This is a genomic window from Sphingobacterium sp. UBA1897 (genome assembly GCF_002337775.1).
GTDB classification, from domain to species: Bacteria; Bacteroidota; Bacteroidia; order Sphingobacteriales; family Sphingobacteriaceae; genus Sphingobacterium; species Sphingobacterium siyangense.
In genome coordinates this window covers 58,129-79,004 of sequence record NZ_DDGR01000040.1, presented here as the reverse complement: position 1 = coordinate 79,004, position 20,876 = coordinate 58,129, and the positions used below count along the sequence as shown (strand labels likewise).

The window sequence follows — 20,876 nt, the reverse complement described above, 5'->3', positions numbered from 1 at the left end:
ACCTTATCCTTGAGATATTCCACATTTAAATTATTGGCCATCACGTAATTTTTATTTTCCTTGAATAGTTTTTATGCTCCAACATTTACCAAATCTGCAAATACACCGGCAGCTGTCACCTCAGCCCCCGCACCAGGACCTTTTACTACGAGGGGACGTTCTTTATAGCGCTCTGTTGTAAACGATATAATGTTATCGCTGCCTGATAAAGCATAAAAAGGATGGTTTTCATCAACAAACTGAATCGCAATGGATACTTTTCCATTTTCCAATTTCCCAATATAACGGATTACTTTATTTTCATTAGCAGCTTTCTTCTTCATTGCTTCGAAATATTCATTTTCTTGCTGCAATTCTGTATAAAAAGAATCTACAGTATCTGCTTTCAAACATGCTGGAGGTAATATTGCGCCGAGGTCTACGTCTTCGGCCTCAACAGCATACCCGGCATCTCTAGCCAAGATGAGCATTTTACGCATAAAATCTATACCGCCTAAATCATCTCTTGGATCTGGCTCGGTATATCCAAGCTCCTGAGCCTGTTTGACGACATCATAAAAAGAAGCATCTGCTTTAAAATTGTTAAAAATATACGAGATTGTCCCTGAAAGAATAGCCTCTATCTTCACGATACGGTCACCACTCAACATCAAGTCTTTAAGCACCCTAACGATAGGCAATCCAGCACCTACATTTGTTTCATAAAAGAAATCTACACCGTGTCGATGAGCAGTATCACGGAGTGTTTTATATTGCTCGTATTTACCTGAATTCGCAATTTTATTGCAAGTGACGATCGAAATATTGGATTTAAAGATATCTTCGTAGTAGGTCGCCGGTAATTTGCTTGCAGTATTATCGATAAATACACAGTTCGGTAAATTCAGTGCCTTCATTCGATCAATAAACAATGCAAGGTCTGATTCCGTTCCATTTTTAGCAAGTTCATCGGACCAATTATTTAAATCAACACCTTCGGTATTAAAAAGCATTTTACGGCTATTGGAAATTCCAACAACCTTAATTTCAATATCATTTTTATCCAAAAGGAATTCATGCTGATTTTCCAATTGTTTAAATAAAGTTGCACCAATGTTACCGGTACCGATATTAAATACATGCAAAGTTTTCTTCAGCTCTGCGAAAAACGCGTCATGTACCGCATTAAGTGCCTTTGCTAAATCTTCCTTACCAATAATTACAGATATATTGTATTCAGATGAGCCCTGCGCGATAGCCCGGACGTTAATACCGTTGCGTCCTAGCGCTGCAAATAACCGACCGGACATACCGGGAGTTTTTTTCATATTTTCACCAACGATGGCTAATACAGACAGGTTTTCTTCAATCGCAGGAACGACCAGTTTATTCGCCTGGATTTCAAGTTCAAACTCCACTTCGATCAATTGTATAGCGCGTTTGGCATCTGAAGGATTGACAGCAAATGTGATGCTATGTTCGGAAGAAGACTGAGTGATTAGCACAACATTGATCTGCTCTCTAGCCAATAGCGTAAAAAGCCGTCCGCTAAAGCCCGACTTACCGATCATCCCTGATCCACTCAGATTGATGACAGAAATATCGGAGATCGAAGAAATTCCCTTGATTGGCAGAGCGGTTTTTCCACTATCAAACTGAATCACAGTCCCTGAGAAATCAGGTTCAAAAGTATTTCGAATAACAATCGGTATTTTCTTTAAAAAAGCCGGAATCATCGTAGGAGGATAAATCACCTTAGCACCGAAGTAAGATAATTCCATTGCCTCTGTATATGATAATACAGGCAGAGAAAAAGCTTTCTTCACAATACGTGGGTCGGCGGTTAACATCCCATTCACATCTGTCCAAATTTCAATGGCTGTTGCGTCCAGTATTGACCCGAAGATCGCTGCAGTATAATCTGATCCACCTCTTCCCAAGGTGGTAATACGCCCATTTTCATTACTTCCGATAAAACCTGTAACAAACAGCAGCTTATCACGATGCGTTATGTACAAGGATTTGACCAATTGCTCGGTTAGCATTTCATTTAAATGAGCATTACCGAAATTTGAATCTGTTTTCACATAATGGGATGCATCTACAAATAGAGATTCAGGAATATATTGTTCCATCACCTTAGATACCATATAATTTGAGCAACGCTCACCGTAACTAAGGATCAAATCTTTACTTTGATTGCTCAGCTCCTTTAGCGCAAAAATTCCTTGGAGGAGATCTTCTATCTCATTAAAAAACAACTTTAGCTTTGTAAATACAGGATTTTGATATTTCACAGCCAGAAGCTCTTTAACAACCGTAAAATGCTTATCTTCCAGGGACTTTAGGCCATCTGAAAAGGACTTTCCTTCTGCAGCGTCCTCAGCCAACTGGGTAAGCAAGTTCGTTACACCAGACATAGCTGATAACACAACCAATGGCTTTTCCTTTGCATCATAAGATTTTTTTACAATACTTAAGACCGCCTTTAGACTTTCTACCGTACCGACCGATGTGCCTCCAAATTTTAAAACTTTCATACTGTTTTATACTGTTTGTTTAGATTGATGATTTTTGTGCTAAAAAAAGAAGCGCTTTCCTTTGTCGAGGAAAGCGCTTCTAAATATTGTGTCTACAATTATATACAACGAAACTACTTCCTCCTGAGTTTTATCCCGGTGGTAATAATAATCGATGTAATAATTGTATTTGTGTTCATTGCTATTGCTTATGTTTTGTAAATATAGAACAAATATTATCACTTTACCAAAGAAAATTAATATTTTTTTTAAGATTCACAATGGGAACCCAAATAGAGTGGTATTCTATCAGATAGACATTTTTTTTAAGTGTAGCAAACAATCTACTTTATGTAGCCGACGATTGACAGAACCATTAATTTTCAATAAGTCCAGGTGGGTCCGATAAAGATGTTAAAATTGTTAAAATTTCGTTAAATACCTTAAAATAAATTTGACCTTAAACTGATATTGTATTATATTCGCAACAGTGCTGTCCAAAATAGATGACAGTGTTGAATTTTTAAAAGTTAAATGTTGTACAAAAAAGCGATTTAATGAAAACAAAGAAATTTATAGCGTCAATGCTATTTATCGGCTTATGTCTAGTGTCGCAGGCACAAACCAACAGAAACTCCAAACCAGAATCAGATCCTGATAACCTAGCGAAAGAATACTTTTCACAAATTATGGGAGTTGCAGTCTCAGCAACAACAAATACCAAACTTTATCAATTTGTTTACGAATGGTTGGGTACTCCATACCGTCTAGGAGGAGATTCAAAAAGAGGCATTGATTGTTCTAAATTTTCTTATGAATTATACGACAAAGTATTTAATACTTCGTTAGGATATAATAGCAGAAATCAATATTCTCAAGTCAAAACTGTCGAAAAAAATGAGCTAAAAGCAGGTGATTTGGTATTCTTCAAAATTAGAAGTAAAAGTATCACCCATGTCGGTGTTTATATTGGCGACAATAAATTTGCACATGCCTCATCTAGCAAAGGAGTTATGATCAGCAATTTAGATGAACCATACTGGAGACGTTATTATTACAATGGCGGTCGCTTACCAGAAGATAATAGATCGCTTACGGCAGAAATATTAAAAGCAGAAAAAGATAATAAATTGAATTAATAAGATCGGTTCGATCTAGGAAAGTCCAAAGCGTTTAACTCGTTTTGGACTTTTTTTATACAATATAATATCCTATTTTTACCCTATAATCATTGGAATACTATTATGTCTTCAAAGAAAACGCTCATCTTAAATAAAGAACAAATCAAACAAAAATCTATTCGGATTGCCTATCAAATTTTGGAAGACAATTTTGAAGATGAAACACTTGTATTAGTAGGAATTGCCGACAGGGGGTATGTATTTGCGCAACGCCTTCAAGCAATTTTACAGGAGATTTCAACGAAGGAAATCCTACTGATTAAAGTTACCATGAAGAAAACAAGTAGATCGCTGAGTGCAAGCACAGACATACCTGTTGATATTGCAAAAGATAAGACCATCATCTTGGTTGATGATGTGTTGAATAGTGGCAGAGCCTTAGCTTATGGACTGGGTGTATTTTTGAACGTTCCACTGAAGAAAATGAGAACGGCTGTATTAATTGATAGAAGCCACCATAAGTTCCCTATATTTAGTGACTACTATGGCACGAAGCTTTCAACGATATTAAGAGAACATGTTACCGTTACTCTTGAAGAATTTGATAAAGAAGAAGATGCAGCATGGTTAATTTAAACCATGCTGTTATTTCTTTGAGACTTTCAATTTCATCCCCGGTTTTATCCGGCTTCCATTTAAATCATTTTCACTTTTAAGTCGACCGACTGATGTCCCATTTTTATCTGCGATCTCAGATAAAGTATCGCCCTTCTTCACGACATAGTAAGCTGTACGTGTAGTACTAGCGGCATGCTGTTGACTCTTCTTTGAAGATCTTTCTGTGTTACGAGCTAACTTCGCGTTAACGAAATCATCCTCCTTTTTTATCAGCAAGTTTTGTCCAGGGACAATTTGATTTCCGCGCAGGTTATTCCAAGATTTTATATCCTGTACTGTTACTTCAAACTTGTCAGCAATGGAAGCGAATGTCTCACCAACTTTCACTTTATATTTGCCATTTTGTAGAGGTTCACTCAAATTTTCCGTCTGACTAAGAGTTGCGGAAGATATTGGTGTGTTGAGAGCTGCATACAATTCTTCTGAGGCAATCTTTTTATCCAAGACAGGTAACACCAATCGCAATGGAGACTCTTCAGTACCATTTAATACATTTCTTTTAAAACTAGGATTCAATGCACGTAATGTCTCTTTTGACACATGTAAAGCATCCGCTATTTGGTTCAATGAAATCCGTTTATTGATATCTAATGCTTGAGTTCTTAGTGAAAGTTCAGTATCCGCAGCATTGATATCATTTTCGTCCGCGTATTTCATCGCATATGTCATTGCGATGAACTTAGGGATATAGTTTTGGGTCTGTTGTGTTAGATATGGTGCGATATCCCAAAAAGTAGCATGCTCTTTTCCGGAACGTTGGATCGCACGGCTAACTGCTCCTTTACCGCCATTATAGGATGCTATCGCTAATAGCCAATCGCCATATTCATCGTAAGCTTCTTTTAAGATTTTTGCGATAGCATAACTAGAAGCAATCGGATCCATACGTTGGTCGGTATAACTGTCCACTGTAAGATGATAAGTTTTGGCTTCATAATACATCAATTGCCATAAGCCTGTTGCTCCAGCACTGGAGATATCGCGTGGATTTAATGATGATTCGACTACACTTAGATATTTGAGTTCCCGTGGCACTCCAACTTCATCCATGATTTTATCAAACAATGGGAAATAGTATTGCCCTAGTCCCATCATCCTACACATATAAGGGTTATAATTATCCGACGTATATTTAGCAACCAGATCTTTCACTCGCGGTGAGTAGTCCAATGGAACCTCACGTTCTATTGCTTTCAGTTTCCGCACGAGCTGTATATCTTCATCTGTAATTTCAGCATCATGCTTCCCGTTATTTCCGGAAGATTTTATACTGTCAAGGTATTGGTAAATCTCTTGTTTTTCTTTTTCGATACTTTTTTGAAAGAAGGTATGGGCGGCTTCTTTCATGCCTTCTACAGCGCTTTCTTGGGCCATGAGTGGTAGTACATAGCATACCCCTCCTAGTATTGAAATTAACGTCTGTTTTCCGATCATAAATTTACTGTTAAATCCGAGTTTGATTCATCTGCTGAAAAATCAACAATAATCTAAACGTTTAGAAATGGATTTTAGTATAAAAATGGTTTTCGCCCTATTTAGCTGTAGGTCGAGTATAAAACAAAATACGATTTTGTTCCTCACAAAATCGTATCCATGCTATATGGGATCAAAACCTCCCTTATTTGTTATCTTCTATTTCAGATTTTTTTTCAGGTGAAGACTCATCCTTTTGGCCTTCTTTAAATTCTTTAACCCCTTTACCCAATCCGCGCATCAATTCAGGAATCTTCTTGCCACCAAATAATAGTAACAATATTACTACAATGACAATTAACTCTTGCCCCCCGATTCCCATGATTAATAATGATGTTGACATAACTATAATTTCTTGTTTTTCAATTCTTTTAAACTAAAACTTTTCTCTCTCTCTACAAATGTAATGATAATTATTAAATATAGTAATTATTTCTTATCTCGCCAACCATGACATCGGATTCAGCGGTGTTGACCCTTGATAAACAGAGAAGTCAACCATTGGCACACCTGTATCGGAGTCCACATCAGCCGTTCCTATAGTTTGGCCCGTACTTACTTTTTGCCCCTTAGAAACATTTACACTTCCCATATTATTGTAAACAGTATAATACTCACCATGTTTAATCATTATGATACGTTGACCATACATTGTTAAAATACTACTCACCTCTCCTGCGAAAACAGCTTTCACAGCCGCACCACTAGAAGTTTGTATCTTCACGGATATATGTTCCACATTGACATTTCTTCCGACACTTTCCCCTCCAAAATCTTGCATAATCTTCGCATTAGAAACAGGCCAAGGCAAACTACCGCGATTAGATCTGAAGTCATTTGAAAGCTTAACTGCCTCTGGTGTACTACGAAGCACCTCTGATTCCGACATTTTCGAAGTATTCGTTTTTGTATTGTTCTTACCTTTTGTAGTTGAAGTAGACTCATTCGCTTTGCGGTTACGCTCAGCAGCCGCTTCTGCCGCACGACGTGCCGCCTCAGCCCGTCGACGTTCAGCCTCAATTTCTCTTCTAATAATCTCCTTAATGGCCGCATTAATACGACGCTCCTCTTTTTGCTTTTGGGTAATATCTTTCTTCACACCGCGTTCTGTAACAATCAACTCACTCAATTGTCCAGAATAAACAGATCGCTGTTGAGATATTGTTCTTTTCTCATTTTCCTGCTCTTTCATCAAGGCAACCTGTTTGTTTCGGTCCGCCTGCAATTGAGCGATTTTTTGTTCAATCTGTTTCTTGGTATTTTCGATATCAGCAGCTTTCAGCTTTCTAGAATCATTAAACTGTTGTAAGTACTTAACCCGTCGAAACCCCTGATTAAAATCCTTTGATGCAAAAATAAACATCAATTTATTATAGGCATTTCGGTTTCTGAACGCAAACATCACCATCTTTTCATAGTCACGTTTCATCTTCTCCAATTCAGCCTTCAACTTATTTACGGCAGCAGTATTGGCATTGATATGTTTGTTAATTACAGCTACTTCCGAAGTAATGGTATTTATCTTCTGCTCGCGCAAATTAATCTGCTTACTCAATGCTGTCACTTGTTGTTGGGTCAGTGATTTTTCCTTTGCAATCTCTTTGACCGTATTTTGTAATTCAGCAATTTCGCGGTTGAGTTTCTCACGCTGTTTTTCAAGTTCAGCCCTAGTCTGCGCCGATGAAATCCCAATCATGAATAGGAAAGCAGCTATACCAAGTATTGTCTTTTTAAAGTTCATTTACAGTACTATTTTTTTGTGTTTGCCATCTTTCTATCCTATCAATTCACGTCATACTTTAGCAAACTAATTGCGAAAGTAATAAATCTAAAGGAAATAGACAGCTTCTCATCGGATTACTTTATAACGTGACGATACTGAAAAAGGCATTTCGACCGGTTCATTAAAAGTCACTTTGTTAAAATTTATCTCTGTTTTGATCTCTTGACGACCATCAGAAATGATCATTTTTAAAAGCATCGGAAATTCCTGCCCAGAAGCCATGGCATATTCGCCGTAATTGGCTTCCAACAACTGTTTCTTTGAAAGTTGTGCTAATCTAAATTGATAAGGCCTATTATTATTATTTAATTTATATAAAAAATCTAGTTCATTCAGTTTGCCATCTAACTGGACAGACATCGAATCCTGCTTAAAATTAACCTGATCAATATCGGACAATAGATTCACCGAAAGATTTGCAAGCAACAAATCTTGTAGGTTCCCGAAAGTTAAATCCGGGCTGGCAAAACGATATAGATAGTCAAATGGCTTAACCATATATTCGCTCTGAAATTTATTTAAGATTTGTACACTGTCTGGAGTTATCAATACCCGGGCAACCTCTATACCCAGTGTGGCAGAAATAGAAATCCAGATCCTTTTATCTTTCTCTATTCTAATAGTGGAAGTGACATCATAATTATCCTTCCCAAGATCGAGACGCATTTTCGCTTTTCCAGAAAAAGTAGAATAATTCAAATTAGTCAAAAAAAGATTACGTAAGCTATTTTTCTTTGCTTCCCTTGTATTATCTTTTATGGTCAACTCATTTTCAGTTTTCAGATCAGCACCTTTTAGTAGCTTCTTCTTAGAACTACAAGAAGAAAGCAGCAGCACAACAACACTAACCCAAACAATTTTATTCCACATAGCTTTTAGTCTCAATCTTCTTTTTCAATTTCAGCTTACTCTCCTCTGTATCCGCTCCCTTTTCTAAAGCCAGGTTCCATTGCTTAACGGCATCTGTTGTTTTCCCTAACTTAATAAGAATGTCGCCGTAATGTTCCAGCAATACTGACGTTTGCGGATTTGTGTTTTTTAACGCTTTTTGAATCCACACCAGCGCATCATCATATTTTCCATTTGCGAAAAGTACCCAAGCATAGGTATCTTCAAAAGTTCCATTATTGGGCTGCAATTTCGTCGCCATTGCTGCATACTTTGTAGCATCATCAAGTCGTTCTTTTCTTAACGACAAATAGTATGCTAAATTGTTCATGGCCGTCACATTTGTACTATCCAATCGAATAGCTTCGATATAAGCCGCATCAGAGGCTTTATACATCTTAAGTGAATTATAAATATCACCTAATCCGCCATAAATATTTGCCTGTAGAAAAGGTGATTCATCCTGTGCATTATTAAGTGCGGCTTCCATAAACTTCCGGCTATTTTCCATGTCTTTTTTCATCAAATAGGCCATGCTTGTAAAATAGAGTATGGTTGCATTATTGGCCACATAGTGTAGCGCCTCCCCACCATGTGCAATGGCTTGATCAAATTCGCCTTTGTCCATATCCAAACTCATCAGCATCCGCCAAGCATCAATTTGATAGGGGTTCATACTAACTGCAACTGCTAGCGAACTTTGAGCAGCTGACTTATCATCTCTCAACCATAACACTTGTCCCTTTGCCATATGGCTTTCGGCAATACGTGGATGAACTTCAACCAAGATATTGACCAGTTCCAAAAGTTGGTCTTTTGAATAGGGGCCTTTCGGATTTAACAAGGTCATTATAATCCGATTCTTATCTGCAAAGTCAACTTTCTTAGATTGAAATCCTTGTTTAAGTGCATCGAAAGATAATTTCACCTTTTTATCAAATCGATAGAGATCAGCCAAATCGAAATAAAGAAAATCCTCTTTTGTTGTCTGAATTCCTTTATTAATATAGTCCAATGCAAGCTTCGAGTTTTTGGAAAGATTATAAGCTTGCGCTAATTGACCATATACTTGAGCCAGCGAAGTTCCTTTGTCTGCCCAGGGTTTCAAAAGATCAATGACCGCTTTATAATTACCAGCATCATTTAACAAGACACTACCAACCATGTCCAAGGTATCAGAAGCGACTTCGATCTCTTTGGTTTTATAGAAATACTCCAGAGCCACATCCTTGTATCCGCCATTGAAAAGGAGCATGATACGCTCCCGTTTTAGTGAGGCTGTATTATTGTCATCTTGATCTATCAACTTATCGAGATAGATTAACGCACTATCCGCGTCGTTTTTACTTTTAAACGCATCTACAGCAAAACTTAGATATTCAGGCTTAGGCTGAATATTCAACGCTTCTTTTATAGCTTCGATTGCTCCACCTTGATTTCTCATCTGTGCAAGAAGGATTGCCTTTGTAAAATAGATATCATCAGCTTGCGGGTAATCCGCGAGTATGGCGTCCAAAGAATCCATGCCCGGACCAATTTTGCCTTGCTTCAATATTTCCTGTACGTTTTTGAATCGTGCATCGTAAGGTTTAGGCTTTTTATCCGAAGATTGTGCCTTTAATGAGCCCAGTGCTACTAGGAATAAACCAATAAAACTTAAAAAAAATCGTTTATCTAAAAAATTCAATCTCATCTACTTCCGCTATAATAATTTAAAAATTCTTCCTGCAATATACTAACTAATGTAACAATATTCATTCGAGGAAGTTGTAAAAATATTGAGATTAGTGTGGCTCGTTTGAAATTCAACTCGTTTTCAACAAAATAAGCAAAATAGATTTTAAAATATAGAATAATAGATGTACCTTTGCAGACCCTTGAGATAAGGGAAGGAAAAATATTTTAATAAATTATTTAAACAAAAGCAAGTGAATACGTTAAGTTACAAAACTGTCTCTGCCAACAAGAACACCGTTAACAAAGAGTGGATCGTTGTTGACGCTGAAGGAGAGATTTTGGGGCGCTTGGCGAGCAACATCGCGAAAGTAATTCGTGGTAAGCACAAGCCTACATTCACCCCTCACGTAGACTGCGGAGATAACGTGATCGTTATCAATGCGGACAAAATCAAATTGACAGGAAACAAATTAGGCGACAAAGTTTACGTTCGCTACACTGGATATCCAGGTGGTCAACGCTTTGTTTCTCCAAAAGAGTTAATGGCTAAATTCCCTGAACGCATCATTGAAAAAGCTGTTCGTGGTATGCTTCCTAAAAACCGTTTAGGTCGTCAATTATTTAAAAACCTTTACGTTTATGCTGGTACTGAGCACAAGCATGAAGCACAAAATCCAAAACCAGTTAAATTTTAAGGAGGATCGACATGTCAACAACTAACACTTCAGGAAGAAGAAAAACTGCTGTTGCCCGCATTTACTTAACTGCTGGTAGCGGAAACATTATCATAAACGGTAAAGACTACAAAGAGTATTTCCCAACATTACCTTTGCAGTACATCGCTACACAATCATTGAACGTAGCTGGTGAATTAGCAAACTTTGATGTAAAAGTAAACGTTAACGGAGGTGGTGTTAAAGGTCAAGCAGAAGCTGTTCGCTTAGCGATCGCAAAAGCTTTGGTTGAACTTAACCCAGAAGTTAAACCTGCATTACGCGCTAAAGGTTTAGTAACACGTGATGACCGTATGGTTGAACGTAAGAAACCAGGACGTCGTAAAGCTCGTAGAAGATTCCAATTCAGTAAACGTTAATCAAAGGAGGATCAAAAAATGGCAAGAACTACTTATCAAGATTTATTGGATGCAGGTGTGCACTTTGGTCACCTTACACGTAAATGGGATCCGAAAATGGCTAAGTACATTTTCATGGAACGTAACGGTATCCACATCATTGACTTGAACAAAACTCTTACGAAATTAGAAGAAGCTGCTTCAGCTATCAAACAAATCGTAAAATCAGGTCGCAAAGTTTTATTCGTCGCAACGAAAAAACAAGCAAAAGAAATCATCGCACAACAAGCAAAAGAGGTTAATATGCCTTTTGTAACTGAGCGTTGGTTAGGTGGTATGCTTACAAACTTCGCTACAGTTCGTAAGTCTATCAAAAAAATGTCTAACATTGACAAAATGCAAAAAGATGGTACATACGATGTATTGTCTAAAAAAGAGAAGTTGATGATTCAACGTGAGCGTATCAAATTAGAAAACCTTTTAGGAGGTATCGCTGATTTGAACCGTTTGCCAGCTGCTTTATTCATCATCGATGTGAAAAAAGAACACATCGCTGTTTCTGAAGCAATGAAATTGAACATCCCTACTTTTGCAATGGTAGATACGAACTCTGATCCTTCAAATATTGATTTCCCAATCCCAGCAAATGATGACGCTAGCAAATCTATTAGCTTAATCGCAGGTATCATTGGTCAAGCAATCCAAGAAGGTTTGGACGAGCGCAAACGCGACAAAGAAGAAGAAGCTGAAAAAGATGCTGCTGCTGCTAAAGCAAAAGCTGATAATGGTGAAGCTTCAGAAGCTAAACGTCCTCGCAAAGCGAAAGACGGAGAATAATATTTTTATTCCAAACCGGATAGCGTAGCGTTAGTTTCTGGAAAAGTTTACTTTTCTTGAACTAGCCTCTCTGTCCGGTTTTTTGGTTTAACAACACTCGTTTATCAAGGAATGTTAAACTTCATATTAGCTTAACATGTTTTAAGTTAATATTGTACAAATTTCAGTCGTAAATAATAATAAAAAGAAATAAACATGTCAGTACAAATTTCTGCATCAGATGTAAACAAATTGCGTCAACAAACTGGCGCTGGTATGATGGATTGTAAAAAAGCTTTAGTTGAGTCTAATGGTGACTTTGAAGCTGCTGTAGATTACTTGCGTAAAAAAGGCGCTAAAGTAGCTGCTAGCCGTCAAGATCGCGACTCTAACGAAGGTGTTATCATCGCTAAAGCGACTGCTGATGGTAAATCAGGTATCGTAGTTGAAGTTAACTGTGAAACTGACTTCGTAGCTAAAAACGCAGACTTCGTAGCTTTCGCTGAAAAAATTGCAGATCTTGCATTAAACAATAAACCTGCTTCTTTGGAAGAATTAAAAGGTTTGGAACTTGATGGCAAAAACATCGCTGATTCTTTAATCGAGCAAACTGGTGTAATTGGTGAGAAAATTGACGTTTCTAAATACGAAACTATCACTGCTGAAAAAGTTATTGCTTATATCCACGGGAACTACCGTCTAGGTGTATTAGTAGGTCTTTCTGCTGATGCAGCTGGCGCTGAAGAAGCTGGTAAAGATGTAGCAATGCAAATTGCTGCAATGAACCCAATTGCAATTGACAAAGATGGTGTTGATCAAAACACAATCGAGCGTGAAATTGCCATTGCTAAAGAACAAATCATCGCTGAAGGAAAACCAGCTGAAATGGCTGAGAAAATTGCTCAAGGTAAATTGAACAAATTCTTCAAAGATACAACTTTGTTAAATCAAGAATTCGTAAAAGATTCTTCTAAAAACATCGCTCAATTCTTAGATTCTGTTTCTAAAGGATTGACTGTAACTGCTTTCAAACGCGTACAATTAGGCGCATAAGCATACCTCCATTCAGAATGGAAATTTTAAAGAAGGAGCTATTCGATGAATAGCTCCTTCTTTTGTTTATATCTCTACCTCCATTTATTCCTGAACTATTTTTATCCGCTCCCCCCTGGCTTTTATTTTATCCCAAATTTGTGTAACTTAAGGATACATAAAACTGGACAGCATATGGGTATGTTAAAGGAAAACGCGTTAAAAGGAAAACGAATTTTGATTACGGGTGGTGGTACGGGTCTAGGGAAAGCCATGACAGATTACTTTCTCGAGCTTGGCGCCTCTTGCCTGATCACAAGCCGCAAAGATGATGTTATACAAAATACAGCAAACGAATTGTCGGAAAAACATCAGGCAAAATGTCTTGCAGTAGCTGGAGACGTGCGAAATTATGAAGATGTCGAACGCGTCGTTTCCTATGGATATGAACATTTTGGGGGGATAGATATCCTCATAAACAATGCTGCTGGAAATTTTATCTCGCCTACCGAACGTTTAAGCCACCGAGCCTTCGAATCTGTTATTGGTATCGTGCTCCAAGGGAGTATAAACTATACCCTAGCGCTGGGCAAACGATGGATTGAGGCAAATGAACAGAATAAAGCTATACTCAGTATCGTCACAACCTATGCTTGGACTGGGTCGGGATATGTTGTTCCTTCTGCAACTGCTAAAGCCGGAGTTCTTGCGCTAACCAGATCTCTAGCTGTAGAATGGGGAAAAAAAGGAATAAGGCTCAACGCTATAGCTCCTGGTCCATTCCAAACTTCGGGCGCCATGGAACGGTTACTCCCAGGCGAATTAGGAGAACTTCTCTCACCTACCAAACGTATCCCCTTGGGCCGCTTGGGTAAACTGGAGGAATTAGCTAACCTCGCGGCCTATCTGGTATCCGATTATGCGAGTTATATCAACGGAGATGTTATCACGATAGATGGCGGCGAATGGCTTAAGGGGGCTGGAGAGTTCAATGGATTAGATATTATTCCTGAAGATCAATGGGATACTATTGAAAAGATGACTAGAAATGCAAAAAGCACTTGATAACCGTTTAAAACAACGAATGATTTATATTTTATTGTGAATACATAACTGTAATCCATGTAGATTTAAGAGAGGAAAAAGTAAAGTCTTTAATCCATTTTTCTTAGGTTTGTAGCGATTATTTTCCAAAGGGTCTATACATATGATGAATTTATCTTTCGAATCTCAAAAAATCAAACACAAACACAAATTAGAACTAAACAAAACAGGTTTTGATTTTGCGTTAGTTTATATATCCGAAGGCACACTCGTATCGAAAGGAAATAACTTAAAATTTTCAAAAGAGAATTTACTTTTTTTGAATAAAGATTTCGAAACACTTGAGACAAAAAAGGATACAATCGCATTTGTACTCTATTTCTCAAATTCCTATTTTAAAGACCTGCACTTTATACAACAAAATTTCAGACTTTCTCACAATCCGGTTGATATCTTCAACTCGAAGACTTTATTAAATAAGAGCCTATCGCTTAAAAAGGAAAATAAAAAACTAATCGAGCGGGTAATATCTCTGATTCAACAATATGAGCGTGAAGATACAGCAGAATCAATTTTTATATTCCACCAGACAATGTCCCTCTTCGCTTTAGTCGAAAATATTTTGAAGGATCTGGAGCTACCTATTAACGAGTCATATGAAATGTCTCAAGAGATCGAGCAATACATACAGCAAAATATTTATTTCCCAGATAAATTACAAATCAGATCAATCGCAGATCAGTTCCAAATTTCAGCAAATTACTTTGGGGCATTTTTTAAAAAAAGATATTCAAAAAGCTACAAAGTATATATAGATGATATTCGTATTAAACTAGTTGAAGAGAGATTAGCATCCAACAGATACACTATGAAACAAATTGTAGAAGAATTAGGATTTAATGATGAAAGTCACCTGACCAATTTCTATAAGAAGAAAAGAAACATTACACCGAGTTCTTATAAAAGAGCTAAAAATAGTGCTTAATTGTCAAGCTGGATTATACCATTAAGATCATGATTTAAGGAGCGTTGAATGGCCTCATCCAAAATAAGAATCTTTTTTCCTTGAAAGGTAGCTGCATCATCACTTTCAAAATTTGAGGTACTGGAATTAAAAGAATCCAATTTCATCGGGAAATAAATTGGGTTCTCGTCTTCAGCTCGACCAATGGTCAATAAAATATTGTAGCCTTGTAGGCGTAAACTCTGTAAAGTCTGATAATTTAAACGCTTGAAGATCATAATTCCTATTTTAAGATAGAACAAACATATAATTACATTGTTTTAATGCTTTAACCATTTTTTGTGTTTTTATATTTCAGAAGGATATTCTGAACCCATAATCTCTTAATACTTTTGGAATAATCGTTTTGCCGAATAAATTCAAAACTTTTTTTTTTGAGAACTGTTTTACAAATGCAATAACATGAGTAAGATTATGTCAAAAAAAGAGCATAAAAATGGGAAAGTCGAAGAAGACTATTCCGATATGGATCAGGACCTTGCTTTCAATGAAGAGCTTGACAGTTATGAAATGGATGTCGATGACAATGACCCAGATTATGACCACCCCGCCGACTATGATACTGTAGCTGAGGGCTCAATTGATGATGATTCAACATACGATAATTCTAATCCATTTGTCGGAGATGAATATGCAACAAAAGATGAGCTCGAAGAAGAAGATCTAGATGAAGCTAACATGCGAATTGAGACTTTTAAACATGAGCGGCTATCCCCTTTGGACAAGAAATTAGCCGAGAACGAAGAAGATCTGAGAGATGATCTTGATGAAGAGGGATATCCCAAAAACGACAGGTAGTTTTTCCGAAAATAACATAGTTTTGAAGGGACCAAAAGGTCCCTTTTCTATTGATTAAAATAGAAACATTCTTCTCAAGAGTATTAAATATATACTTTCAATTGGAAACTATAACTCCAATTTTTTATGTAAGTTTACTTTGAAGATTATAATCATATGGAAAGTATATTACCTCTCATCCGTATTGTTGACCTAAAAAAATCATACGGAGTAAAAGAAATATTGAAAGGAATCAACCTTGACATATTCCCAGGTCAAGTTATCGGTTATATTGGCCCGAATGGTGCCGGCAAATCCACTACCGTTAAAATATTAACAGGACTAATCGAAGATTTCACAGGCACTGTAGAAGTTAATGGCATCAATATTCAAGAAGATCCACTTGCAGTAAAAGCACTATTGGGATATGTTCCCGAAAACGCAGAATTATATGACGTCCTGACTCCCATGGAATACTTGGATTTTGTAGGTAAACTCTATGGAATGGAAGATAATGTCATTCAAGAACGTTCCTTAAAACTGCTAGCAGCTTTTGGCCTTGAATCTAATGTAAATAATAGGATGGATACCTTCTCCAAAGGAATGCGTCAAAAAGTACTTTTAATTTCAGGAATTATTCATAACCCACAAATCATTGTACTGGATGAACCATTATCTGGACTCGATGCCAATGCTGTTATCTTTGTCAAAGAACTTATCTCATTACTTGCAAAGGAAGGGAAAACAATTTTCTATTGTTCACATATGATGGACGTTGTTGAAAAAGTGTCTGATCGGATTTTACTGATAAACCAGGGCAGCATCATTGCGGATGGCACGATTGAGGAATTAAAAACAGATCCTAACGAATCATTGGAGCATATATTTGCTAAATTAACCAATACTGGCAACAGTGCATTAGACGCTTCCAATATCATTACAGCAATTCAATAACATGGAAAAATTTATATTAAAATTTATCCTTCTTTTTCGTGGGGTTTGGAAAGGCTTGGGCATCAATTATGAACAGTTTAAGATCATCTTAGAAACCAAAGTAATCTTAGAGAACAGAAAGCCGATTAGCTTTAGGAAACGTAGCTCAGGGAAATCCTCTTCTTCGTCATCGATTTTACAATTCTTATTGTATCTCATCTTTGGCCTAATATTCATGGTAATTATTTTTTCGATTCCAGATAGGTACTTAGCCGTTTCGATTATGCTACTCAGTTTCATTAGCATGTTAAGCATTACGTTAGTATCCGATTTTTCACCCATATTATTAGATACCCGGGATCAGTATATCATTATGCCTAAACCAGTTAATGACAAGACTTTAGCTATTTCCCGAATAACTTTTATTGCAATCAAGCTTTTTAATCAAGTAATTGCGTTGACCTTACCTGTGCTTATTTATGTATTATTCAATTGGGATATCGTCTCCGTCTTTCTTTTATGCCTGCAGCTTATACTAAGCACTTTAATCGCGCTGATATTTGTCAATGGATTTTATCTGATTAGCATCAAATATCTCCCCATCCAAAAGTTTAAAGATGTAATTACTTATATACAGATCGGTCTCTCACTGGTTCTTTTTCTATCCTATTATGTTGGCCCAAATTTGATCCAATCTATTGTGGAATCTCATTTAACGATGGAACAGCTCAGATTTCTTTGGATATTCCCAAGTACCTGGATTGCATCATTCCAACCATTACTCTTTGGTAACCACAATGTACATTTAGTCATCTTATCAACACTGGGAATACTAACTCCCTTTGCTGGTATCTACGCTTGTACTAAGCTGTTTTCACGTGGATTTAATGCAAAAATAGCGGCACTAGCAAGTGCCGACAACCTCCCTAGTGAAACTTCACAATTAACCCGAGATAATCCCTCCAAATTACCGCTATATAAAAGGATCTCTTCGAGCGTTTGCTCATCCCCTGTTGAAGAGGCTGGATTTGGCATTGTATGGCTGATAAGTTCTAAAACGAGAGAATTTAAGCAACAGCTATACCCTTCGTTGGCTTATCTACCTATTTATTTTGTCTTTTTATTTCTACGTACAGGAGATGATCTCCCAATAGCTGGCAAAATCGCGAAACTTCGGGATTCAGGCTTGTATATCATTATGTTTTATCTTTCGTTATTGACCATATTAACCGTTTTCCAGCTTATCACGCAAAGTAATAAATATAAAGCGGCCTGGGTCTACCATGTGACGCCGATACAAAAACCGGGACAACTGATGACTGGAGTTCTCAAAGCATGTCTTATTAAATATGTTTTACCGTTCAACATACTGTTTCTTTCTATCTGTGTACCGCTATTTGGTCTCAGTTCTATTAATGATCTGCTATTATCTTCCGCAGTCGGCGGTATCGAAAGTATTCTGATTATGCTTTTTATTGTCAAAAACTATCCGTTTTCTAAGGCTAGTCAATCCAATTCAAAAGCTATAACTAATCTACTGATATTAGGTCTATTGGGAATTTTGGGATACTTACATAAAACAATTTTCCACTATGAAACTCTAATTTGGATCTTAGCCGGACTTGCATGGGTCGTATTCTTTTTTATGCTGAAGTACCTACAGAGAGAAGACTGGAAAGGCTTAGCTTACGACGACAATTGATTAAACAGATAAAAAAAGCTTCATTAAAGGAGCTTTTTTTATCTAATTCGTCAAAATCTAAGCACAAAATATCTTTGTGCTTTTCTTTTATTCGGTTATCTTTTATTTATCCGTCCTTTAAATCGGCTCATACCATCCATCAGAACTTCAACGATTATTCTTCCTGGAGGTAGATGGCTCAGATCATAGCTCAGGACAGCTTGTTGAATGGATTTGTATTCATGTTTTTGCCACAAAACGCCATCAACCATAAAAAGCACTGTCATCTCACTCTGTTTATTGGACAATACGCTCAGTTGCGTCTTATCCACAACCGACCTTGGATAAAGTGAGAAGGCATATTGCGTTGAAATTGTGTTCATCTCAAATCCACGTTTGGCATTGAAACTAAACATTTCGCCATTTCCACAATCGCTTTCAAAAGCATGAATAAGGTTTCCTTTCAGATCGAAAATCCGTAAATGACCATCACCATTTTCAGGTTGTGCCCAAAACTGCAGTCCGTTACCTGCTGTATCAACCAAAGAGAGTGAGTGATTTCCCTCATTAAGATGTAAAGTATCTCTATACATCGTTGCCGCAGCCAGTTGAGAGCCTGTCTTACAAAAGACCGTATCCTGCCTTGCATTCATTAGAAATATACGATTATCCGCTGGTTTATTATTGGTCGTAAACTCCAAAATAAAATCAGTTGGAAATTTCTGCAGAGCTGTAAAGACGCTTTCCGCCTCATTGTCTGTGGGCCATGCATCCGGCTTTCCATTAGGCTTAAGAAGTGACACCGTGAATACATTCTCCCGATCTTTTTCCTGTATTTCTCCGGGTAGTATAACTTCTGCAACTTGATTAAAAGAAAGATTACCTTTCCAATGGAAAGTTTTGACAGGAAATCCTTTCGTGCCATAAACAATTTCTAGGGATCGAATCGGGTCAGCACCTAAATTTCTGAAAGAGATCCTTGGGCCAGCACTCGCCGGATTTAATCTAGAGAAACGCTGTTCATCACTTGGAACCATTATTGACTCGACTGCAACATCTACCTTTTGTTTAGGGACTGAATATTGAAACAAGTAAGCCGATATATTTTCGACAGCCTGTACATTCTCTGTCGCTGTATAGGGTTCCATCTGTAAGGCAACTTGATGAGTGCCAACTTTGGTAAATACATCAATAAAATCAGGCTGCTGTAAATCTCCAGGACACCAATATGCGCGGTCATGTACCCAGGTACCGCCTTGTGGATAAAGTGGATTACCTCCACATTTCTTCCACATATCACGTCTGTCTACAGTCTTTCCATCGAAGGTGAGTTCGCGCCATCGGCTACAGAATTCACTACAGCCACGCGGTTTATCCATACCATGCCCTGTATGCTGAATACGTATTCGGCTCAATGCAGATCCCGGACTCGAGGTATATGTTATTGGTCGTAGATTTTCTGCTATCTTTTCGTTGACATCCCCATATTTATATGCTTTATTCCACAGCACTGTTATTCCCAATGGGGTAACGACTGGTGGACCTGATAAAATTTCAAAATCTACAGTAAGTGCCCACCCTACAGTCTTGTCCTCAAAACCAGAATGAGTATAGACAATTTCCACGCTATCCCTTAAGAAAGGAGCAAAATCAGTTACATCGACCTGCCATTTCCAACTCCATCCTTTATTGTAGATACTACCATATGGCGTAAGCATTCTTCCTAATTCATAATTTAGCACAGCTCCATTTTTTCCTCCTTTACGACGCAATACGATGTGATCCAAATAATCCCAATGCGCTGTGCGCAAACTATCTGGGCTCCCAAGGGTAACAAACATAGTAACCTTTCTTACAGGATAGTTTTCTTTCGGAAATACCCCCCAAGCTGGATAGGAATTCTCCCCTTTCTGTGCATCACATAGAATGGTTTTCCGTTGATGTGTAACGACATGGCTTATTGTGCCTTCTTGTGCAACAACATGATAGCAGATAAAAAAGTAGAATAGGGTTAGTATAGGTCTTATATTCATTATTTAAATATTATCCATAAAACAATACAAAGATAGATGTACTCTTGTCGGCGGTAAAAAAAAGGTAATGCGATAAAAAGGAAATACATACAATCATAAAAAAAGCATCAATCTTAACAGACTGATGCTTTTGGTAGCGGGGAGCAGAATCGAACTGCCGACCTTTGGGTTATGAATCCAACGCTCTAACCATCTGAGCTACCCCGCCGTTTCGGTATGCAAATATACCACTTCGTATGTCAATTCAAAAGATTTTTTTATTTTTTTACCAATTCTGACCTATTTAAAACTCGCATTAAACGCAACAAACTCATTTTTAACTCAATAAATTTATCATTAAAAAATA

19 protein-coding genes and 1 tRNA gene are annotated in these 20,876 nt (G+C 37.4%); 11 read left to right on the top strand and 9 right to left on the bottom strand.

Going from position 1 to position 20,876, the window contains the following annotated elements; all coding sequences use genetic code 11:
• Nucleotides 1-71 precede the first annotated feature (71 nt).
• The gene (thrA, locus tag B4N43_RS24555) at nt 72-2,519 is read right to left on the bottom strand and encodes a bifunctional aspartate kinase/homoserine dehydrogenase I (RefSeq protein WP_088162915.1); all 2,448 of its coding nucleotides are present in this window, start codon (nt 2,517-2,519) and stop codon (nt 72-74) included.
• Between the two features lie 536 nt (nt 2,520-3,055).
• Here thrA and B4N43_RS24550 point away from each other — a divergent pair.
• Together B4N43_RS24550 and B4N43_RS24545 are read left to right on the top strand one after the other, a co-directional pair.
• Nucleotides 3,056-3,637: a C40 family peptidase gene (locus B4N43_RS24550; protein WP_046671999.1), complete on the top strand. Its 582-nt coding sequence runs from the start codon at nt 3,056-3,058 to the stop codon at nt 3,635-3,637.
• A 105-nt stretch (nt 3,638-3,742) separates the two neighbouring features.
• Nucleotides 3,743-4,255 (top strand): phosphoribosyltransferase family protein, encoded by a 513-nt coding sequence (locus B4N43_RS24545; protein WP_070563077.1) that lies wholly within the window; start codon nt 3,743-3,745, stop codon nt 4,253-4,255.
• Nucleotides 4,256-4,264: 9 nt separating this feature from the next.
• On the opposite strand, the gene B4N43_RS24540 is transcribed toward B4N43_RS24545, so the two are convergent.
• The 5 genes from B4N43_RS24540 to B4N43_RS24520 form a co-directional block, all read right to left on the bottom strand.
• Nucleotides 4,265-5,731 carry a LysM peptidoglycan-binding domain-containing protein gene (locus B4N43_RS24540; RefSeq protein ID WP_286736809.1) on the bottom strand — a complete coding sequence of 489 codons (1,467 nt, stop codon included), beginning with the start codon at nt 5,729-5,731 and terminating at the stop codon, nt 4,265-4,267.
• A 184-nt stretch (nt 5,732-5,915) separates the two neighbouring features.
• Nucleotides 5,916-6,113, bottom strand: a complete 198-nt coding sequence (gene tatA, locus B4N43_RS24535) for a twin-arginine translocase TatA/TatE family subunit (RefSeq protein ID WP_088162917.1) — start codon at nt 6,111-6,113, stop codon at nt 5,916-5,918.
• Between the two features lie 93 nt (nt 6,114-6,206).
• The gene (locus tag B4N43_RS24530; protein WP_075994146.1) at nt 6,207-7,511 is read right to left on the bottom strand and encodes a murein hydrolase activator EnvC family protein; all 1,305 of its coding nucleotides are present in this window, start codon (nt 7,509-7,511) and stop codon (nt 6,207-6,209) included.
• 108 nt (nt 7,512-7,619) lie between these two features.
• Nucleotides 7,620-8,423, bottom strand: coding sequence for a DUF4292 domain-containing protein (locus B4N43_RS24525; RefSeq protein ID WP_201667240.1), 804 nt, complete (start codon nt 8,421-8,423; stop codon nt 7,620-7,622).
• On the bottom strand, nt 8,413-10,134 hold the full coding sequence (locus B4N43_RS24520; protein WP_286736805.1) for a tetratricopeptide repeat protein: 1,722 nt from the start codon (nt 10,132-10,134) through the stop codon (nt 8,413-8,415). The genes B4N43_RS24525 and B4N43_RS24520 overlap by 11 nt, the downstream gene beginning before the upstream one ends.
• Nucleotides 10,135-10,369: 235 nt before the next feature.
• Between B4N43_RS24520 and rplM the strand changes: the two genes are divergently transcribed.
• From rplM to B4N43_RS24490, 6 genes are all read left to right on the top strand, one after another.
• Nucleotides 10,370-10,813, top strand: coding sequence for a 50S ribosomal protein L13 (gene rplM, locus B4N43_RS24515; protein WP_046671993.1), 444 nt, complete (start codon nt 10,370-10,372; stop codon nt 10,811-10,813).
• An 11-nt stretch (nt 10,814-10,824) separates the two neighbouring features.
• On the top strand, nt 10,825-11,211 hold the full coding sequence (rpsI, locus tag B4N43_RS24510; RefSeq protein ID WP_070563091.1) for a 30S ribosomal protein S9: 387 nt from the start codon (nt 10,825-10,827) through the stop codon (nt 11,209-11,211).
• A gap of 18 nt (nt 11,212-11,229) precedes the next feature.
• On the top strand, nt 11,230-12,027 hold the full coding sequence (gene rpsB / locus B4N43_RS24505) for a 30S ribosomal protein S2 (protein ID WP_075994149.1): 798 nt from the start codon (nt 11,230-11,232) through the stop codon (nt 12,025-12,027).
• A 195-nt stretch (nt 12,028-12,222) separates the two neighbouring features.
• Nucleotides 12,223-13,059 (top strand): translation elongation factor Ts, encoded by an 837-nt coding sequence (tsf, locus tag B4N43_RS24500; protein ID WP_075994150.1) that lies wholly within the window; start codon nt 12,223-12,225, stop codon nt 13,057-13,059.
• A 180-nt stretch (nt 13,060-13,239) separates the two neighbouring features.
• Nucleotides 13,240-14,103, top strand: coding sequence for an SDR family oxidoreductase (locus B4N43_RS24495; protein WP_286737016.1), 864 nt, complete (start codon nt 13,240-13,242; stop codon nt 14,101-14,103).
• A gap of 142 nt (nt 14,104-14,245) precedes the next feature.
• Complete coding sequence (locus B4N43_RS24490; protein ID WP_286736801.1) at nt 14,246-15,067, top strand: helix-turn-helix domain-containing protein; 822 nt, start codon at nt 14,246-14,248, stop codon at nt 15,065-15,067.
• Here B4N43_RS24490 and B4N43_RS24485 read toward each other — a convergent pair.
• On the bottom strand, nt 15,064-15,324 hold the full coding sequence (locus B4N43_RS24485) for a hypothetical protein (RefSeq protein WP_075994153.1): 261 nt from the start codon (nt 15,322-15,324) through the stop codon (nt 15,064-15,066). The genes B4N43_RS24490 and B4N43_RS24485 overlap by 4 nt on opposite strands.
• A gap of 184 nt (nt 15,325-15,508) precedes the next feature.
• Here B4N43_RS24485 and B4N43_RS24480 point away from each other — a divergent pair, with 184 nt between their 5' ends.
• From B4N43_RS24480 to B4N43_RS24470, 3 genes are all read left to right on the top strand, one after another.
• Nucleotides 15,509-15,904, top strand: coding sequence for a hypothetical protein (locus B4N43_RS24480; protein ID WP_286736799.1), 396 nt, complete (start codon nt 15,509-15,511; stop codon nt 15,902-15,904).
• Between the two features lie 156 nt (nt 15,905-16,060).
• Entirely contained in the window at nt 16,061-16,837 is a 777-nt protein-coding gene (locus B4N43_RS24475; RefSeq protein ID WP_075994154.1) for an ABC transporter ATP-binding protein, read from the top strand.
• Between the two features lies 1 nt (nt 16,838).
• Entirely contained in the window at nt 16,839-18,518 is a 1,680-nt protein-coding gene (locus B4N43_RS24470) for a hypothetical protein (protein WP_286736796.1), read from the top strand.
• 95 nt (nt 18,519-18,613) lie between these two features.
• Here the strand turns inward: B4N43_RS24470 and B4N43_RS24465 are convergent, their stop codons facing one another.
• Both B4N43_RS24465 and B4N43_RS24460 read right to left on the bottom strand, forming a co-directional pair.
• Nucleotides 18,614-20,530, bottom strand: a complete 1,917-nt coding sequence (locus tag B4N43_RS24465; RefSeq protein WP_286736793.1) for a peptide-N-glycosidase F-related protein — start codon at nt 20,528-20,530, stop codon at nt 18,614-18,616.
• A gap of 131 nt (nt 20,531-20,661) precedes the next feature.
• Nucleotides 20,662-20,738: transfer RNA gene (locus tag B4N43_RS24460), tRNA-Met, on the bottom strand.
• Between the last annotated feature and the right edge of the window lie 138 nt (nt 20,739-20,876).

What these genes read in the sequence shown, in the direction of transcription:
- B4N43_RS24520 (WP_286736805.1), bottom strand. Translation starts at nt 10,134, where the DNA reads ATGAGATTGAATTTTTTAGATAAACGATTTTTTTTAAGTTTTATTGGT.
- B4N43_RS24480 (WP_286736799.1), top strand. Translation starts at nt 15,509, where the DNA reads ATGAGTAAGATTATGTCAAAAAAAGAGCATAAAAATGGGAAAGTCGAA.
- B4N43_RS24525 (WP_201667240.1), bottom strand. Translation starts at nt 8,423, where the DNA reads ATGTGGAATAAAATTGTTTGGGTTAGTGTTGTTGTGCTGCTGCTTTCT.
- B4N43_RS24465 (WP_286736793.1), bottom strand. Translation starts at nt 20,530, where the DNA reads ATGAATATAAGACCTATACTAACCCTATTCTACTTTTTTATCTGCTAT.
- rpsB (WP_075994149.1), top strand. Translation starts at nt 11,230, where the DNA reads ATGGCAAGAACTACTTATCAAGATTTATTGGATGCAGGTGTGCACTTT.
- B4N43_RS24540 (WP_286736809.1), bottom strand. Translation starts at nt 5,731, where the DNA reads ATGATCGGAAAACAGACGTTAATTTCAATACTAGGAGGGGTATGCTAT.
- B4N43_RS24550 (WP_046671999.1), top strand. Translation starts at nt 3,056, where the DNA reads ATGAAAACAAAGAAATTTATAGCGTCAATGCTATTTATCGGCTTATGT.
- B4N43_RS24495 (WP_286737016.1), top strand. Translation starts at nt 13,240, where the DNA reads ATGTTAAAGGAAAACGCGTTAAAAGGAAAACGAATTTTGATTACGGGT.
- tatA (WP_088162917.1), bottom strand. Translation starts at nt 6,113, where the DNA reads ATGTCAACATCATTATTAATCATGGGAATCGGGGGGCAAGAGTTAATT.
- B4N43_RS24475 (WP_075994154.1), top strand. Translation starts at nt 16,061, where the DNA reads ATGGAAAGTATATTACCTCTCATCCGTATTGTTGACCTAAAAAAATCA.
- tsf (WP_075994150.1), top strand. Translation starts at nt 12,223, where the DNA reads ATGTCAGTACAAATTTCTGCATCAGATGTAAACAAATTGCGTCAACAA.
- B4N43_RS24490 (WP_286736801.1), top strand. Translation starts at nt 14,246, where the DNA reads ATGATGAATTTATCTTTCGAATCTCAAAAAATCAAACACAAACACAAA.
- thrA (WP_088162915.1), bottom strand. Translation starts at nt 2,519, where the DNA reads ATGAAAGTTTTAAAATTTGGAGGCACATCGGTCGGTACGGTAGAAAGT.
- B4N43_RS24545 (WP_070563077.1), top strand. Translation starts at nt 3,743, where the DNA reads ATGTCTTCAAAGAAAACGCTCATCTTAAATAAAGAACAAATCAAACAA.
- B4N43_RS24485 (WP_075994153.1), bottom strand. Translation starts at nt 15,324, where the DNA reads ATGATCTTCAAGCGTTTAAATTATCAGACTTTACAGAGTTTACGCCTA.
- rpsI (WP_070563091.1), top strand. Translation starts at nt 10,825, where the DNA reads ATGTCAACAACTAACACTTCAGGAAGAAGAAAAACTGCTGTTGCCCGC.
- B4N43_RS24530 (WP_075994146.1), bottom strand. Translation starts at nt 7,511, where the DNA reads ATGAACTTTAAAAAGACAATACTTGGTATAGCTGCTTTCCTATTCATG.
- B4N43_RS24470 (WP_286736796.1), top strand. Translation starts at nt 16,839, where the DNA reads ATGGAAAAATTTATATTAAAATTTATCCTTCTTTTTCGTGGGGTTTGG.